20 protein-coding genes are annotated in these 17,594 nt (G+C 34.8%); 14 read left to right on the top strand and 6 right to left on the bottom strand.

The features are described 5' to 3' along the window. Positions 1-3: 3 nt before the first annotated feature. The 10 genes from smc to J2Z60_RS00640 all read left to right on the top strand — a co-directional run bounded on the left by smc (position 4) and on the right by J2Z60_RS00640 (position 11,574). Positions 4-3,570, top strand: coding sequence for a chromosome segregation protein SMC (smc, locus tag J2Z60_RS00595; RefSeq protein ID WP_209685316.1), 3,567 nt, complete (start codon positions 4-6; stop codon positions 3,568-3,570). Next, the gene (gene ftsY, locus J2Z60_RS00600) at positions 3,570-4,832 is read left to right on the top strand and encodes a signal recognition particle-docking protein FtsY (RefSeq protein WP_209685319.1); all 1,263 of its coding nucleotides are present in this window, start codon (positions 3,570-3,572) and stop codon (positions 4,830-4,832) included. Before smc ends, ftsY begins: the two co-directional genes overlap by 1 nt. 43 nt (positions 4,833-4,875) lie before the next feature. After that, on the top strand, positions 4,876-6,300 hold the full coding sequence (locus J2Z60_RS00605; protein ID WP_209685321.1) for a C69 family dipeptidase: 1,425 nt from the start codon (positions 4,876-4,878) through the stop codon (positions 6,298-6,300). 79 nt (positions 6,301-6,379) lie between these two features. Then, a complete protein-coding gene (gene ylxM, locus J2Z60_RS00610; RefSeq protein WP_209685323.1) occupies positions 6,380-6,724 on the top strand; it encodes a YlxM family DNA-binding protein in 345 nt (114 codons plus the stop codon). Beyond that, on the top strand, positions 6,724-8,154 hold the full coding sequence (ffh, locus tag J2Z60_RS00615; RefSeq protein ID WP_209685325.1) for a signal recognition particle protein: 1,431 nt from the start codon (positions 6,724-6,726) through the stop codon (positions 8,152-8,154). Before ylxM ends, ffh begins: the two co-directional genes overlap by 1 nt. An 88-nt stretch (positions 8,155-8,242) precedes the next feature. Continuing rightward, positions 8,243-8,518: a 30S ribosomal protein S16 gene (rpsP, locus tag J2Z60_RS00620; RefSeq protein WP_209685327.1), complete on the top strand. Its 276-nt coding sequence runs from the start codon at positions 8,243-8,245 to the stop codon at positions 8,516-8,518. Between the two features lie 72 nt (positions 8,519-8,590). Then, entirely contained in the window at positions 8,591-9,103 is a 513-nt protein-coding gene (gene rimM, locus J2Z60_RS00625) for a ribosome maturation factor RimM (protein WP_209685329.1), read from the top strand. After that, positions 9,103-9,825: a tRNA (guanosine(37)-N1)-methyltransferase TrmD gene (gene trmD / locus J2Z60_RS00630; protein WP_209685332.1), complete on the top strand. Its 723-nt coding sequence runs from the start codon at positions 9,103-9,105 to the stop codon at positions 9,823-9,825. Before rimM ends, trmD begins: the two co-directional genes overlap by 1 nt. 113 nt (positions 9,826-9,938) lie before the next feature. Beyond that, complete coding sequence (gene rplS, locus J2Z60_RS00635) at positions 9,939-10,286, top strand: 50S ribosomal protein L19 (RefSeq protein ID WP_209685334.1); 348 nt, start codon at positions 9,939-9,941, stop codon at positions 10,284-10,286. Positions 10,287-10,383: 97 nt separating this feature from the next. Next, entirely contained in the window at positions 10,384-11,574 is a 1,191-nt protein-coding gene (locus tag J2Z60_RS00640; protein ID WP_245328665.1) for an MFS transporter, read from the top strand. A gap of 683 nt (positions 11,575-12,257) precedes the next feature. Here J2Z60_RS00640 and J2Z60_RS00645 read toward each other — a convergent pair. Together J2Z60_RS00645 and J2Z60_RS00650 are read right to left on the bottom strand one after the other, a co-directional pair. Beyond that, complete coding sequence (locus tag J2Z60_RS00645; protein ID WP_209685337.1) at positions 12,258-13,346, bottom strand: site-specific integrase; 1,089 nt, start codon at positions 13,344-13,346, stop codon at positions 12,258-12,260. Positions 13,347-13,701: 355 nt separating this feature from the next. Then, complete coding sequence (locus J2Z60_RS00650) at positions 13,702-14,349, bottom strand: Ltp family lipoprotein (protein WP_209685339.1); 648 nt, start codon at positions 14,347-14,349, stop codon at positions 13,702-13,704. A 156-nt stretch (positions 14,350-14,505) separates the two neighbouring features. Between J2Z60_RS00650 and J2Z60_RS00655 the strand changes: the two genes are divergently transcribed. Continuing rightward, positions 14,506-14,709, top strand: a complete 204-nt coding sequence (locus tag J2Z60_RS00655) for a hypothetical protein (protein ID WP_209685341.1) — start codon at positions 14,506-14,508, stop codon at positions 14,707-14,709. A gap of 90 nt (positions 14,710-14,799) precedes the next feature. Here J2Z60_RS00655 and J2Z60_RS00660 read toward each other — a convergent pair whose 3' ends face one another. From J2Z60_RS00660 to J2Z60_RS00675, 4 genes are all read right to left on the bottom strand, one after another. Further along, the gene (locus J2Z60_RS00660; RefSeq protein WP_209685344.1) at positions 14,800-15,585 is read right to left on the bottom strand and encodes a DUF1828 domain-containing protein; all 786 of its coding nucleotides are present in this window, start codon (positions 15,583-15,585) and stop codon (positions 14,800-14,802) included. Next, a complete protein-coding gene (locus tag J2Z60_RS00665; RefSeq protein WP_209685346.1) occupies positions 15,569-16,015 on the bottom strand; it encodes a DUF6978 family protein in 447 nt (148 codons plus the stop codon). Before J2Z60_RS00665 ends, J2Z60_RS00660 begins: the two co-directional genes overlap by 17 nt. Positions 16,016-16,094: 79 nt before the next feature. Further along, positions 16,095-16,508 carry an ImmA/IrrE family metallo-endopeptidase gene (locus J2Z60_RS00670; RefSeq protein WP_209685349.1) on the bottom strand — a complete coding sequence of 138 codons (414 nt, stop codon included), beginning with the start codon at positions 16,506-16,508 and terminating at the stop codon, positions 16,095-16,097. 5 nt (positions 16,509-16,513) lie between these two features. Continuing rightward, complete coding sequence (locus tag J2Z60_RS00675) at positions 16,514-16,903, bottom strand: helix-turn-helix domain-containing protein (RefSeq protein ID WP_209685351.1); 390 nt, start codon at positions 16,901-16,903, stop codon at positions 16,514-16,516. A 146-nt stretch (positions 16,904-17,049) separates the two neighbouring features. On the opposite strand from J2Z60_RS00675, the gene J2Z60_RS10980 reads away from it, so the two are divergent. From J2Z60_RS10980 to J2Z60_RS00685, 3 genes are all read left to right on the top strand, one after another. Further along, a complete protein-coding gene (locus J2Z60_RS10980) occupies positions 17,050-17,175 on the top strand; it encodes a hypothetical protein (RefSeq protein ID WP_281063404.1) in 126 nt (41 codons plus the stop codon). 61 nt (positions 17,176-17,236) lie between these two features. Continuing rightward, complete coding sequence (locus tag J2Z60_RS00680) at positions 17,237-17,395, top strand: hypothetical protein (protein ID WP_209685353.1); 159 nt, start codon at positions 17,237-17,239, stop codon at positions 17,393-17,395. Next, positions 17,376-17,564 carry a helix-turn-helix domain-containing protein gene (locus tag J2Z60_RS00685; protein ID WP_209685355.1) on the top strand — a complete coding sequence of 63 codons (189 nt, stop codon included), beginning with the start codon at positions 17,376-17,378 and terminating at the stop codon, positions 17,562-17,564. Before J2Z60_RS00680 ends, J2Z60_RS00685 begins: the two co-directional genes overlap by 20 nt. Positions 17,565-17,594 lie beyond the last annotated feature (30 nt).

Here is a 17,594-nt window from a genome sequence, read left to right on the forward strand (position 1 = left end):
ATTTTGCCTTTACAAGAACTTATAATTAACGGCTTTAAGTCATTTGCCGATAAAACAATTATCAAATTTGACTCTGGAATAACAGGAATAGTTGGTCCTAATGGTAGTGGTAAGAGTAACATCACCGAGGCAGTTAGGTGGGTGATGGGAGAGAGTTCAGCTAAGTCACTACGCGGCGAGAATATGAAGGACATAATCTTTGCTGGGAGTCAATTTCGTACGCCAATGAATCATGCTGAAGTTACATTAATATTTGATAATCATAAGCATGATTTGAATTTGGATAGTGATCAAGTTGCTGTTACGCGCAAGATTTTGCGTAATGGAGACAGCCAGTATTTTATTAATAATAAGCAAGTAAGGCTACGTGATTTACGAAGTCTATTTGTAGATGCAGGAATGTCACAGAATAGTTTGGCGATTATTTCTCAAGGCAAGGTAGATCAAATTCTTAATTCTCGTCCCCAAGATCGCCGGAGTATTTTTGAAGAAGCGGCTGGAGTATTACACTTTAAAGAACAAAAGCAAACGGCACTTAAGCAACTGGAGAAGACTAATGACAATTTAATTCGAATTAACGACTTAGTTAAAGAATTATCTGATCGTGTTGAACCACTTGCCCAGCAAAGTTCTCTTGCTAAACAATATAAGTTTCAGAAGGCTCAACTAGATAAAAAAATGAAGCAGCTTTTAGCTATTCAGATTTATCAACTAAACGAGCAAAAAGAAGCTTTAGAAACAGAGGCTAAAAAGAATAGTCGTATCCTGTCTAAGTTAGATAATGAAGTTAAAAAATCTCAAACTAACCTAGAAGAAAAACGAAATCAATCAGAGTTGTTACATAACCGCAAGGATCAAGCGCAGAAGGCTGTTTTGGAATTGACACAAGAAGTGGCTGCTTTGAATACTAAAATTCAAATGCAAGAACAGACTTCAAAATACGATGCAGCAACTAAGAAAGAATATCAAGCTCAAAAACAAGAGCTTATAGGACGTGAGGAAGAATTAAAGCAGCAATTAAAAGAAAGTAATTCTGATTTTGAGAAGACTAAGACTACCCTTGAAAAATTAAAGTCAGAGCTACATTCTCTTAATGAACGCTTGCAAGAAGATCCTGATCAGCTTAACCATGCCTTGGAGCAGACCCGAAGCGACTATATCCAAACCCTTCAAGATCAAACTAGTATTAACAATGAGATCGTTTATACTCAAAATGAAATCACAAAATTAAAAAACAGTTCTAATGCTGATGAGTTACAACTAGAAGATGAATTAAATCGATCGACTAAACAGCTAAAGGACTTGAAGAGAGATGGTAGCGACTTAGAAGATAAGCGTGAAATCCTAAATAATAAATTAAGCAAGTTAACTGACGAATTAGAAAACAGCCAGACTGCGGCTAATCGAATTAAGCAGACGATTAATAACTTAATTACACTATTGAATCGCCAGACAGCACAAGTTGAAGGTTTAAATCGCTTAAAAGAGCGACATGAGGGTTACTACTATGGTGTTAAGTATGTTTTAAATCATGCAGCTGACTTCAGTGGGATTATTGGTGTAATCGGTGAATTAATTAGCTTTTCAAGTAAGTATCAAGCGGCAATGACTACTGCATTAGGAGCAGGAGTACAAGATTTAGTAGCAATTGACCGAACTAGTGCTAGGAATGCAATTTATAAATTAAAGCAAAGTGGTGGTGGTCGTGCGACCTTCCTACCATTAGATGGGTTACGCTATAATCCAATCCCAGAGTCGACCATTAACACCTTAAAATCAATCGAAGGCTTTTTAGGTGTGGCTAATCAATTGATTACAACTAAGTCTAAAGTAGACATAAGTAATGCGATTAATTACTTGCTTGGAAGTGTAATTGTTGTTGATAACATGGATACGGCTCTTCAAGTCCAAAGTAAGATGGGGAAGTTTTATCGGATTGTGACACTTGATGGGGATGTTATCAATCCTGGTGGTTCAATGACAGGTGGCGCGCGTAATCAGCGGACAAATTCTCCTTTAGCAACGAATACTGAAATTAATAAGTTAAATGCTGCAATCAAAGAAGAAAAATTAAGTCTAGCAGATAATAAGAAGGACTACGAAGCATGGACCAAAAAACTTGCTGACCAGCAAGATCGGCAAGCCAAGTTACAAGCTAGTTTGCAGACTATTTCAAGTAAGATTAGTGAATTAACTATGAGCTATCGAAGTCAAGAACGCGAAGTTAGACGCCTTGAGGACCTCCACCAGCGTCAATTATTAACTAAGAAGCAGAAGGCTAATGAACTAGAAGCTTTAAAGCAAAAACTGGTTGAGCAGAAGTCTAAAAAGCAAGAATTAGCCACTAAAGCAACAAAGCAAAAGTCTAAAATGGATCAAATTAAGCAAGACTTGTCTAACTTAGATATTGCCTATAACAAGGTTAAGGGACAAGTCAGTGACTTAAAGGCCAAGATTGCAGTTGCCAAAAACAAACTAGAAAATAGTTCCAATCAAAAGAATCAAACTCAACAGCAACTGCAATTAACTCAAGATCAGATTAATAACTTAACTACTAAGATAAATAATATAAATACTGATAGTACTGGTAACCAGGATAAGTCAACTCTGAAGTCCAAGATTGCTCGACTAGAAGCCAATAAGTCTAAGCGTCAAGCAGAATTATCTGATATCAATGAAGAATTGGGTAAATTAGATGCCCAGATTAATAACTTCGAATCAATCGCTTCACGTAACTATGACTTAAGAAAAGGAGCCGCCCAGCAGCAAGAAGACTATTCCGTCAAAAAAGCCCAGCTTTCTGAAAAGATTAATCATAATCTAACTCAACTAAGTGAAGATTATTCTTTAACTTATGAAGCAGCACTCAGCTTAACTAATGGCAAGCATGATAACGACAGCTTAGCCAGTCTTAAAAAGGCAGTTCATTTGCATAAGATGTCGATTGAAGATATTGGCCCCGTAAACTTAAAAGCGATTGAAGAGTATGATGAAGTTAAACAACGTTATGACTTTTTGAATAATCAACAAAATGACTTGCTAAAGGCTCGAGAAGATATTCAAAAGTCTATGTTAAAGCTTGATACTGAAGTAGAAGGTCGTTTTGGCAGTACATTTAATAAGATCGCCAAGAGTTTTAGTGAAATCTTTCCAATTATGTTTGGTGGAGGTCATGCTAAATTAGTTTTAACTGAACCGGATAATTTACTGGAAACAGGCGTCAAGATTGTAGCCCAGCCACCTGGTAAAAAACTCCAAAACTTATCATTACTTTCTGGCGGAGAAAGAGCTTTAACAGCGATTACCTTGCTATTTGCTATGTTGCAGGTTAATCCAGTACCATTTTGTATTTTAGACGAAGTAGAGGCAGCCTTGGATGAGGCTAATGTAGTTAGATTTGCCAAATTTTTAAATCGTTATGAATTTGCTACACAATTTATTGTAATTACACACCGTCGTGGTACTATGCAGAATGTCGATAACTTATATGGAGTAGTGATGCAGGAATCTGGTGTTTCACAAGTATTATCTGTATCATTGAAAGAATTAAGGAAAGAAGTGAATGATTAGTGGGATTATTTGATCGAATTAAAAAGTCTCTTTTTGGTAAAAAAGACGATGAAGAGCAATTATCAGCTCCTGAAACTAAAGTAACCAATGATGAAATATCTGAAGAAGCGGAAAAATCTACTGAGCAAGTAGCAACTGATAAAAAAGAAGTAAGTAATGAAGAGGACAAGAAGTCAGTTGAATCAGAAGATACACAAGATGTTCCTGAAACATTTGAAACTGAATCTGAAGTCCAAGTTGAAGAGCAACCTCAGGAAGTAGATATAGATGAGAATAATGATGAAGATTCTAATTCTGAGACAAGTGATTCACATCTGCAAGAAACTGAAACTGAACAAGAAAAGTATGACCGGGGTCTAAAAAAGACTAATAGCTCTTTTGGAGCTAAGCTAAATGCATTTTTTGCTAAGTTTAGAAGTGTTGATGAAGACTTCTTTGATGACTTGGAAGATTTATTAATTGAATCTGATGTTGGCTTTGAAACCGCTGAAGAACTAACTGATTCTCTACGTGATGAAGCTAAACTTCAAAACGCTAAAAGTCACGACGAGTTAAAACAAGTCATTGTTGAGAAACTAGTTGACATTTACGATAAAGGTGGTACCGGTAAGGATACAAGTCTAGCTTACGATCCTGATGCTAAGCCTAATGTGTACTTGTTTGTTGGTGTCAATGGTGCTGGTAAGACTACTACTATTGGCAAGTTAGCTAAACGCTTAAAAGATTCAGGTAAGTCGGTAATTATGGTGGCTGCTGATACATTCAGAGCTGGTGCGGTTGAGCAACTAGTAGAGTGGGGTAGACGAGATGAAGTTAGCGTAATTACTGGTAAGGAGAAGGCAGATCCCGCTTCCGTTGTCTTTGATGGTGTAAGCAAGGCCAAGCAAGAAGGAGTAGATTATGTCTTAGTTGATACTGCTGGTCGCTTGCAAAATAAAGTTAACTTGATGAATGAGCTAGACAAGATTGAAAGAACTATTAAAAAGATCTTACCAGATCAGCCAAATGAAGTACTTTTAGTCTTAGATGGCTCAACTGGTCAAAACGCCTTGTTGCAAGCTAAGGACTTCGATAAGACAACTAAGTTGACGGGATTAATTTTAACTAAGCTTGACGGCTCATCTAAAGGTGGGGTTGTTTTAGCGATTAGAAATGAAATGGACTTGCCAGTTAAACTAGTTGGTCTAGGTGAAAAGGTAGATGATCTAGCAGATTTTGATTCGGAAAAATTTGCAATTGGTCTTTTCCAAGGTTTGATTTAAAATAAAGTTATGTAATTTTTATTAAGAAAACGAGGAATTTTTTATGAAAGAGTATAGTGCTTGTACATCCATCCTAGTTGGTAAAAAAGCTTCTATTGACGGCTCAACTATGATTGCACGTAATGATGATACTTTTAGACCAATTACACCACAAAAATTTATTATTGAACCAGCTGCACACGGCGAAAAAGGTAGAAAAATTAAATCTTGGCTAAACAAGTTTGAAATGGACTTACCTGAAGATGCTCAACGTGTACCAGCAGTTCCTAATGTTGATTATAAGCATCGCGGTTATTATGATGAGAGTGGTATCAATGAAAAGAATGTTGCCATGTCTTGTACCGAGTCAACATATGGTAACGAAAGAACTTTGGCATTTGATCCACTAGTAGAAGATGGTCTTGATGAAGATTGTATGCAAACAGTTGTCTTACCATATATTGATTCTGCTCGCGATGGTGTACGCCGTTTAGGTAGCTTGATTGCTAAATATGGTTCACCAGCAGGTAATTCTGTTTTATTCAGTGATAAAGATGAAGTATGGTATATGGAAATTGTTACCGGTCACCACTGGTTAGCTCAACGCATTCCTGACGATTGCTATGCCACTACTGGTAATCGTGTAGCAATCCAGCAAGTTAACTTTGATGATCCTGATAATTTTATGTGGAGCGAAGGTATTCAAGAATTCGTTGAAGAGCATCATTTGAATCCTGACCATGAAGGTTGGAACTTCCGTCATATTTTTGGTACTTTTACTGAACAAGATCGTCACTATAATACAAGTCGTCAATGGTATATTCAAAAATTATTTAACCCTGAAATTGAACAAGATCCAGAAGATCCGGATATTCCATTTATCCGTAAGGCAAGCAAGAAGATTGCTAAGGAAGATATTGAATTTGCTTTAGGATCACATTATCAAGATACACCATTTGATCCATTTGGTAAGGGGACAGAGGAAGAGAAGCATCGCTATCGTCCAATCGGCTTGAACAGAACTCAGAATTCACATATTTTACAAATTAGAAGTGATGTTCCAGCTGAGATGGCTGCAATTATGTGGTTATGTATTGGTGGTCCAACATTTACACCATATATTCCATTCTTTACTAATATGAATGAAACTGATCCTTCATTTAACAATACTTCTATGACTTATAATAGAAATGATGCATGGTGGTATTACAAGTCACTTGCTGTTTTAGTAGAAAGCCACTATCCACAATTCGTTCAATTAGATACCACTTACTTGACTGAATTAAATAGATATTATCGCGGTCGTGTTGAAGAAATTATAGCTGGTGCTAAGGGCTTAAGTGGAGAAGATTTGACCAATTACTTAACACAAGAAAACCAAAAGACTGTAGCACATACTAAAGAAGACAGCGAAAAATTAATGGGACAAATGTTTACTGACGCTATTAATCTTTCTAAGTTGACTTTTAATATGGATGCTAATCTTTAATTAAAAATCGAAATAAAGCAGCTCAAGGTAGCTGTTTTATTTTTTAACAATTTTGATATACTGATTATTGGTGAGTTATATGGATGAATTAGTAAAAAGTGAAAAATTAGGTGACTTGTATGCGTATTATGGGCCGCTTTTAACTAAAGGACAGCGCCAATATTTTGAGGATTATTATTATAATGATCTTTCTTTAGGAGAAATTGCTGATAACCATCATGTCACTAGGCAAGCAGTTTATGATAATTTAAAGCGATCAAGTCGCGCACTTGAAAAATATGAGCAAAAACTGCATATGCAAAAAGATTATCAAGATTTAAGTAATCTTGCTTGGGATTTAGCTTGGGCAATTGATCATCGTCAATTAGATGAGGCTCATGATGAAGTAGGAGAACTATTGAAAAAATTAGGAGAAATGGAATAATGGCTTTTGAAAATTTAAGTGAACGACTTCAAAAAGCGTTACGTAGCTTAACTGGCAAGGGAAAAATTTCCGAAGAAGACATTAATAAGGCTAGTCGTGAGATCAGATTAGCGCTTTTAGAAGCTGACGTTAATTTTAAAGTTGTAAAAGACTTTATTAAGCAGATCAAAAAAGACGCTTTAGGCAAAGAAGTCCAAGAAAGTTTAAACCCGGGTCAACAAATCATCAAAATAGTTGATGAAGAATTGACTAAGATGATGGGGGAAGAGTCTGTTTCTTTAAATAAGTCCCCACATATTCCAACAATTATTATGATGGTAGGTCTGCAAGGTACTGGTAAGACTACTACTGTAGGTAAGCTTGCTAATTATCTGATGAAAAAAGACAAGGCACGGCCTCTCTTAATTGCGGGTGATATTTATCGGCCTGCTGCTATTGACCAATTAAAGCAAATCGGTGACAATCTAAATGTACCTGTTTATAGTGAATTAGATAATAAAGATGTTGCTGAGATCGTTAAGCACGGCTTGCAAGAAGCGGATAAAAATAAAAATGACTATGTCTTAATTGATACAGCCGGTCGACTAGAAATTGACGAGCAATTGATGGACGAGTTGAAACGAGTAACTGAAGTAGCTCACCCTGACAATACCTTGCTGGTAGTTGACGCAATGACTGGACAAGCAGCTACTAAGGTTGCCGAAGGCTTTAATGCTGATCTTGATTTAACGGGTATTATTTTAACTAAGCTTGATGGTGATACTCGTGGTGGTGCGGCGCTTTCAATTCGTGCGGTGACTGGACTGCCAATTATCTTCACTGGACAAGGTGAGAAGTTAACTGACTTAGATAGCTTCTATCCAGACCGTATGGCGTCCAGAATCTTAGGTATGGGCGACATGTTGACTTTAATTGAAAAAGCTCAACAAGATTACGATACTAAAGAAGCCGAAAAGATGGCTGAGAAGATGCGTGAGAACACCTTCGACTTCAATGACTTTGTTGACCAGATGGAACAAGTTCAAAAGCTAGGTCCTATTGACCAATTGATCAAAATGATTCCGGGAATGGCAAATAATCCGGCCTTAAAAAATATCCAAATTCCCGATAATGAAATTGATCATATTAAGGCAATTGTTTATTCAATGACGCCAGAAGAGCGTGAGAATCCAGATATTTTGAATCCGTCACGTCGTCGTAGAATAGCTGCAGGTTCAGGGATGCCAATCGTTCAAGTTAATAGAATGATTAAACAATTCAAGCAATCTAAAGAAATGATGCAGAAGATGACTTCTGGAAATATGAAGGGACTAGAAAATCTACCCGGAATGGATTCACCAATGGCACGACGTGCAATGCGTTCAATGGGGAAAAAATTTAAGAAGAATAAGAAGAAACGTCTCAAGAAGCTGAAACGATTCCATTCATAAAAAATAAAGGTGTTAAGTAAAAATACTTTACACTCCTTAAATGATGTGATATATTATTTAAGTCAAGAAATTTAGGAGGAATTTATTAATGTCTGTTAAAATTCGTATGCGCCGTATGGGCTCAAAGAGAAAACCTTTTTATCGTATCGTTGTAGCTGATTCACGTATGCCACGTGATGGTCGCTTCATCGAAGAAGTTGGTTACTACAACCCACTTACTAAGCCTGAAGCAGAAGTTAAGCTTGAAGAAGACAGAGTCTTCGATTGGCTTCAAAAGGGTGCACAACCATCTGATACTGTAAGAAGCTTGCTTTCAAAAGCTGGTTTAATGAAGAAATACCACGACGCAAAATACAGTAAATAATTACTGATGAATTAAGAGTTTGGGAGCAATTTCCCAAACTTTTTTGTTACTGCATTTTTAGAAAGCTATTTTATGAACGAATATTTTGAAGTAGGGAAAATTCTAACCACCCATGGCTTAAAGGGTGAAGTTAAGGTTAATGTTACAACTGACTTTCCTGAGGAACGTTTTTCTGAAGGAAGCAGGTTATTTGTAGAACTAAACGGTGACATGAAAGAGTTGACCGTTGAGTCTGCAAGAAGGCAAAAGCAATTTTATTTAGTATTCTTTGAAGGGATTCTTGATATTGATTCTGCAGAAAAAATTTGTCAGCATGAACTTTATGTAGCAGATGAAGATCGTCAAGACTTGCCTGAAGGAAGCTACTATTTTAAAGATATTATTGGCTGCCCAGTTTATGACCATGATAGTGGTGAAAAACTTGGTATCTTAAATGCTATTGAAACTCCTGGTGCAAATGATATTTGGGAGATTAAGCCAAACAAGGGGAAGAGCTTTTGGATTCCAAATATTACCTCAGTAGTAAATAAAATTGATTTAGCCAATAATAGGATTGAAGTTATTTTGCTTGAGGGATTAAGATAATGAAAATTAATGTTTTAACACTATTTCCAGATATGTTTACCCCCTTACAAGTATCAATGCTAGGGCGAGGATTAGAAGATGGTAAGTGGAAATTAAATTTAGTAAATTTTCGTGATTTTACCACCGATGTTCACCACCATGTAGATGATACCCCTTATGGCGGTGGAGCAGGAATGGTTTTACAAATCATGCCAATAAAAAAGGCCCTCGACTCTCTAAAAGAAAAGGGAAAAGTAATAATTACTGCACCTCAAGGAAAAACATTTAATGAAGAAATGGCTCAAAGCTGGTCAAAAGAAGAGAATTTAACTTTTATTTGCGGGCATTATGAAGGCTTTGATCAACGGATTTATGACCTGGCTGATGAAACTGTATCAATTGGTGATTATGTGTTGACTGGTGGGGAATTACCTACTATGAGCATGATAGATGCTACTGTTCGCTTATTACCAGGCATTTTAGGTAATAGTGCCTCTGCAGTGGAGGAGAGCTTTTCTCATGGATTGTTAGAGTATCCGCAATATACTCGACCAGCAGATTTTGAAGGAAAGAAGGTACCTGAAGTATTGACTTCAGGTAACCACCAAAAAATTGCGCAATGGCGACACAAACAAGCACTTAAAGCAACTTTATTACATCGACCAGATATGCTTGAAAAACGAGAATTGACTATCCAAGAGCAGGAGATGCTCAATGAAATAAAAGCAGAACTTAATGAATAACTATTTACAATGATAGTCTGATTTGTTAAACTATTACACGTGGCGACTTGCCATTATTATGGGTATTCCGCTGGCGCAGGACGTTAATGAATGCCGTAGAAGGAGAAGAAATAATGAATCCATTAATTCAAGAATTAACTAAAGATCAATTACGTAGTGATTTACCTGACTTCCGTCCTGGTGACACTATTCGTGTTCACGTTCGTGTTGTTGAAGGTAGCCATGAACGTATTCAAATTTTTGAAGGTGTTGTAATTAAGCGTAAGGGTGCTGGAATTAGTGCAACTTACACTGTACGTAAGATTTCATCTGGTATTGGTGTTGAACGTACTTTCCCAGTTAATGACCCACGTGTTGCTAAGGTTGAAGTTAAGCGCCAAGGTCGTGTACGTCGTGCTAAGCTTTACTACTTACGTGAACGTCACGGTAAGTCAGCAAGAATTGCTGAAAAGCACCGTTAATTCTAATAAATTGACGTTTTTTAGAACCGGATCGTTGATTCGGTTCTTTTTTCTACTTAAAATTAAATAATTTAATATCAAATCGGAGGAGTTATCTTTGAATCATACATTAAGTAAGCATCGCCTTCATGTAGTGCTGGCAATGTTTGTTTTAATTTCATTTATGCTGGGATGTAATGAATTCATGGTGGTTGGTAATCTGACGCTAATAGCTGATTCTTATCATGAGTCTTTAAGCCAAATTTCGTGGTTAGTGTCGGTTTTTGCTTGGACATATGCGTTTGCTACACCATTTATGGCTATTTTTACGAGTCGCTTTAATAAGTTTTATTTATTATTGAGTCTGTTATTTATCTTTTTAATTGGAACAGTAATGAGTGCGCTATCGCCCAACTTAAGTATTTTATTGCTTTCAAGAATTATTACTGCTGCAGTTGCTGGATTAATTGAGTCTATTCTTTCTGTGATTATTTATCAGCTGACAACAGACATTAAGCAACGTTCTCTGGCGGTGGCTTGGATTTATACTGGTTTTAGCCTGGCTTCAGTTATTGGAATTCCGATTGGAACAATTATAGCAGACCATTGGCGCTGGCAAGATTCATTTATTATGGTAGCTGTAATAACAGCTGTGGCTGGATTGATAACAGTTATCTTGTTACCAAGAAATTTACCTGGTGAAAAATCACACTTTAAAAATCAATTAGTGCTTTTTACTGATAAGGAAATTTGGTATGGCATTATTTTTATTGCTTGTTCATCTGCAAGTTTATATGGATATTATACCTATGTTAGACCTTTAATTAGGCAAACTTTAGATTTTACTGCCAGTCAGTTAAGTTTGATATTGCTAATTATTGGTGTAATTGACATTTTTGCTAACCAAACTTCAGGCAGATTAGCATCTAAGAATGGATTTAAAACATTGCGCTTCATTTATATTTTAGATATGTTTTTACTGCTTAGTTTTAGATTGATGATGCAGAACCAATGGACTGGCTTGATTTTAATTTTGGCTTTGGCTTATTTTATTGCGCTCTCTGGGTCACCTACACAAGTTTATTTTTTAGATTTAGCAACTGAGAAATATCCCACTGCAATAAATTTAGCCTCTACTTTAAATGCGGTTTTTTATAACGTTGGAATAGCCCTATCTTCAATGACGGCTGGAATTGTGTTGAAATATACTGATTTAAGCCATTTAGGTTGGAATTCGCTTGCGTATTGTATTGTTGCAGCGATCATGACATTCATACTTGCTAAAACTAAGATTGCTAATCATCAATAAAATTATGTTAATTTAGTAGAATACAAATTATTACACACTAACTAATTGAAACTTGAAAGCTGAAAATCACGTTCTTTTTGCGTTGTGTACATAAATTAGGTAAAAAATATGTGTCTAGTTTTTTCACAGACACTTCTTTGGTAACTTCATTATACAGAATTGGAGAGAATTATCATGTTAACAAAGGTTACAATTGTATGTGCTATTATTTTTGTTTTACTTTGCATTATTACGGTTTTTTCTACATGGAAAACTAATAAACTAAAAAGTAAAGTAGAACAAAAAAGGAATTATCGGAAAATGAACGTATTGTAAAAATATCTAGACAAAAATAAAATAAGCAAATATAAGATATACAAAGATACAGGTATATCTAAAATGACTTTGCCTCGTGCTTTGGCGGTGATGGGTATCTGCCATGCAATAATCTGAAGATTGGAAAGTTTTAATAATATAAATAACCACCTTAGAGGGGATTCTCTAAAGTGGTTATTTTTGTGCTTATGTTACCAAAAGAATTTAATATCAATTCTTATCTTGGATATAACAGCATTCTTTCTTTTAAATAAGGAGAGTACAGACTAAATTATAAAATTCTATAAAAACGGATGTGCTTAATGACGGCATTTTTTGGCAAAATAAAGCTTTATAAAATCCTATAAATTTTATAAATGGTGCACACATTAGTGCACAAAATCATCTAAGACATTCTCTATTTTGTTATCTTCTTGCGCCTTAAATTCATCAATCATATGAGAATATATTTTAGCGGTAACTAACATATTAGAGTGACCTAATCTCTTACTAATAGCGTACAACTGAACACCATTAAAAAGCAATAATGAAGCATGAGTGTGTCTAAGACTGTGAAAGTGAAATGTTTTACGGTAACAATCGCACTCTTTTAAATGTTTACGTAGTACTTTATTAACCCCAGCTGGAGAGGGTACAGAACCTTTGTCGTTAGCAAAAACAAATGGCTGTTTGTTTTCTTGTAAGTCACTTAATAAAGTTAACAGAAAATCATTCACTCTAATTACTCGTACCGAGGAAGCATTTTTAGGTCCTTTAAGCTTTTTATTTATATAATCGTATGATTTAGTAATGTCAATGGTTTTCTCTTTAAAATTGATATCTGACCATTTTAAAGCCATAATTTCACCTAAACGCATCCCTGTATAAAGAGCAGTAAGAATCATATATCTTGAAGTGAATTTAGGGTTAATCTTAGTTAGTAGATTCTTTTCTAATTTTTTGGCTTCATTTTCTGAAAGATAATCTTGCTTTCTGGTTAACTCAGCATTCCATACTAAATTGGTTCTTTCGGTAAAGTTATTAGTGATTATGTTGTCTATTTTTGCATCTTCTACACAAGCTTTTATGGTGCCATGGTTCTTTTGTACAGTAGATTTGGACTTATTAGAGCCGTATTCATTAATAAATTTTTGGTATTGTCTATGAGTAATAGTACTGATCTTTTGTTTACCAAAATAATCTTTTAAATATTTTTCTATTTGATCGTATCTTTGAATAGATGTAGTGGTTTTCCCTATTTTTCTGTAAGTTTTAGCCCACTCATTAAAATACTCGGCAAATACAGGATTTAACTTAGTAATTTGATGGTTATCTTTTTGGACTTCGTATTTATTAGCCCATCTCTTTGCCTCTGCTTTAGTTTTAAAGCCGGATTTACTTTTATAATTTCTTTTTCCGCTAGTGTACCAAGTTACACGAGCTTGCCATACTTCGCCTCGTTTTTTTATTGAAGCCATTTTAAAATTCTCCTTATTTTTGTTAAAATAGGGTAAGCAAAAGGTACTGATTTTGCATCAGTTAATTTTGTTTACACACATTTTTTATTTGAGCTATTGGCGTAGCTCTTTAAGTTCCCTCACTGTTGGTGCAGTGGGGGTTTTTGTTTATTTAAATTTATCAATTAAGTGCTGATCAGTATTCAGTTTTTTAATTGCTTCTAATTAAAACCAGTCGAAATCGACGGGTTTAAAACACGAATATAAAAATGCTTTTATGCTTTATATTGCTAAGACTATTGGACGTTTAATTTATGTCACTTAATTGACTCACTAGCTGTTGGCGCAGCTGGTGAGTTTTTTTGTTTTGTTTAGATTATTTATCTAAGTGTTGAATTGCATATTCGGCTTGAGCTTCGGTAAATTTATCTCCAGCGCTGGCAGTCAATTGTTGTTTAATTGCTGCTTTAGACATGCTTTGGTCTTTTTGGTAAGATTTAGCAGCTTTTAAAGCATTTTTATTCCAATCAGCCTTGATGTTATCAATTGCATATTTAGCTTGAGATTCAGTAAATTTATTACCGGCATCAGCAATTAATTGATCGTAAATAGCTTGCTTAGACATATGCATAGTGTCTGAGTAAGTTTCAGCACTCTTTAAAGCATTTTTGTTCCAATCAGCATCAACATTATCAACGGCATACTTAGCGGCTTTAGCTGGAAATTTATCGCCGGCATCGGCAGTCAGTTGTTCATAAATACCACGCTTAGACATGTGCATAGCATCAGCATAAGTCTTAGCTTTATTTAAAGCGGAAGTATATTCGGCTGATACTTTAGGTTTAGATGATGATTTCTTGCTACTACTTTTGGTAGTTTGTGAAGATTTCTCACTACTACTATTATCTGAATCACTACCGGGGTTCATGCCTCCAATACCAGCTATTACAATTACAACGATGACAATCCAAAACCACACGCGCTTATAAATTGGTTTTTTTACCTTGCCTTGCTTCTTACTCATTCGTTGTCCTCCTTTATATAAAAAATTGATTAACATTCAGCTTTTAATGTCTTCAGTAGTTGGACAAAAAGTTTAAAATAGTCCCCAATGTGATTTAACTATTGCGCCTGATATAATTAGAGTAAACACTCTAAGATAGAAGATAGGTGATTGATAATGAAAAATTTGAAAAATATTATTTATTTCACTAAGGAAGATGGTCAAAATAAACTTCTATTTTCTGTTGAAAGTGGTGGTTACTTTGAAGATGTACCTTTAGAACTTATTAAAAAAGCAACTAAAACACTTGGACACAAGCCATTAAATTGGTATTGTTTTGTAGACGGTACAGAGTTTAAGATAATCCCAAATGTGATTTAACTATTGAGGTTGCTAAGTCAGCTAATACAGGTATAGAAATATTTCCTAGCTTTGAAGCTATTTTTTTAGTTTCAGCCCAAACTTTATTACTTATGCTGCTAGTTCATCTAATACACTATTGCGCTCGGTAAATAGAACTGGTTTTATATTCTGTTCAATAAGTAATTCTTTAATCTCGGGTTTAATGGTTATTATCTTATCATCTGATGAACTATCATTTAAAAATACATAGAATGACGAGTTCTTTCTTAATTCTCTTGTTTGTAAAATATCTGTTAAAGCAGCTTTGGCGAATAAAGGATTATTAGGAGTAGATATTGTTTTAATAAAACGGGTAGGAATATCTTTATATCCAGAAATTAAATAATCAAAGTTAAAGGTAATACCACTTGAACCAGGAATAGAAACATCGGGTGTTGCACGAATATTATTTTCTTCCAGAAATACGCCTACATCTTCAAAGAATAACGACTTAGTATTATTTTTTGAAAGCATGAACATATCATTAACGGCTAAAATTGCCTGTAATAATCTATTTTTTGCCAAGGGGAAGTCTTTATATTTAACAGTAGTGGTTAACTCTTCATCTATTTCATTAATTCCGAATGCGTTAAGCCTTTCAGTAAATATTTTTTTGCGATTTTTTGATCTAGAAATCGTAACACCCTTACTCTCTAGATTAGCTAATGTCCAACCATCATCAGTAAGAGTAATAGTATTATCTTTATTTTTAATAACATACATAACTATTTCATCAGAAAATGAGTCCAAAAAAGGAACGTCAATTCTAATGATATTTTCTGAAAGGTCTCTAAACTTAGCTTCTTTTTTGTACCAGCTAAGATAATCAGTTAATAGACTATTTGAGAGTGTCACTGTTATCGCCTCCTATATGAACGAAATTTAGAAACTTATGAATAGCATCTCCAAGTTTATCAGTTGAGTTAAATATATAATCATCTAAAGGATATGCATAATCAAAAATATTATTATTAGCATATTTATAAATGTGAATGTGGTTTCCGTTTACTATTGTACCATCGTAATTATGATGATTTGAGCCGTTTATGCATAGACGAACCAGATGCACATTATTTTGCTTAAAGCGAATATGAAGAGAATATTTAGACTCTAGTGCTCCTCTATAGGCAAACCAAATATATTCTAAGTTGCTACTTTCGCCTAGTACATTTCTATTTTCTTTAAATTTTCCCAGAGGAACACTAAGTACAAAGTTTTCTAAAAAATGCTTAGCTTCATGTATTAATTCATTAACTTCATTATCAGTTAGTTTTTCTAAATCCATTGAATCGTTCCTTTTTTGTATTGTAGATAATTTTTTTAATTTTCTAAGCACTTTCCGGGGTGCTTTTTATTTTGTCCGACTAAATTGATTCGCTATGCATGTACTTTGCTAGTTCTTCGCGAACTAACCAGTAATTTTTAATTCCTATGCTTTTAGAAAAGTCTAACCAGTTTGCGCGTTCTATATCATTACCAAGGTCGATATATTTCTTGATAAAGTGTTTAATCATGAAGCTATTAGCCTTAGATTCGCTATGGAGGTGGCAAGCAGAACTAACATCACTATAATTACCGCTAATGTCGTTATCGTATTCTTTATGTCCAATTTCGTGTAGAATAACTCTTTCAACTTCTTCATCGGTTGCGTGTATTGGGACTACTATAAAATCAGGGTCATCATCATTAGTCGGCACTAAAAAGCCAGGACCGTGTATATCTTCATATCTTAGTTCTAAGTTATGATCTTTAAGCATTTGGGTCAGTTGCTTATCCATAACTGTTAACCTTCTTTACCTATATAGTATCCTTTTAACATGTTTTTGATTACTTCGCGGTCGTGGTCATCCATCGGCTTACCATCAAAACTACGAGCATTATCAATCATTTTATCTAGGTCTGTATCTGTAACTTTTTTATTTTCATTAGAAGTTGAAAAACGGGGATCTATTTCAGATTTATCAACATTGAAGAATTTAGCTAATTTAATAAGATTATCCTCAGAGGGTAGAGTTTTGCCACCAAAATAATCACTTATAGTACTTCTAGGAATATTGGTTGCTCTTTGCACGTCTACCTTTTTTAAATTTTTTTGATGTAATAGTTCATTTAAATTAGTTGAAATGATATTTTTTGCTTTTAATTCACTAGGTGTTAAATTACTTCGTCCCATTTTTTTGCTACCTCCGAATTAATTTCATCTATATTCTAACATTTTTTCAAAAAAAATTGAAAAAATACTTGATGTCCGACTTAATTCGGTGTAATATATTCATGTAAGGTCAAGCAAGACCTTAACACTAAGGAAAGGAGAAAGCTATGATTGAGAGCATAATAATAGCCCTTGGCTTAGCTTACGGCTTCTACAAGGTTAGACTTGAAAGAGCCAAAGCTATCAACCAAGAGCTACAAAACAAAAAGCTCAAACGTGAGCTTAACAAGTAATAAAACACTAGGCGGGTAACCGCCTGCTTAGTGTACGCTCTAATCATAGCAAGATATGATGATGATTGCAATTAGAATTGCAGCTTTAATTATTGCACTTATCTTAGTTGTAGCATGGTGCTACTACAGGATTAGATTAGTTAAAGCTAGAAAAGAAGGGCAAAAGTTGCAAGCCCGTTTAAAGCAAAAGGAGGCAGAGGATGCCAAAAATAACCGCTAAGGCGGCTAGGGTTAATGCTAATCTAACCCTTAAAGAGGCTGCTGAAAAATTAGGAATAGCCTATCAAACATTATCTTCTCTGGAAAATGATGAAGATAAAATATCTTTAGGCTTAGCTAAAAAGATGGCAAAAATCTATCAAATTCCGATGGATTTTATTTTTAAGTAAAACATCCGATTTAAATAGGATAAAAGGAGA

Origin of the sequence: Lactobacillus colini, from assembly GCF_017874575.1 — a bacterium.
GTDB lineage: Bacteria > Bacillota > Bacilli > Lactobacillales > Lactobacillaceae > Lactobacillus > Lactobacillus colini.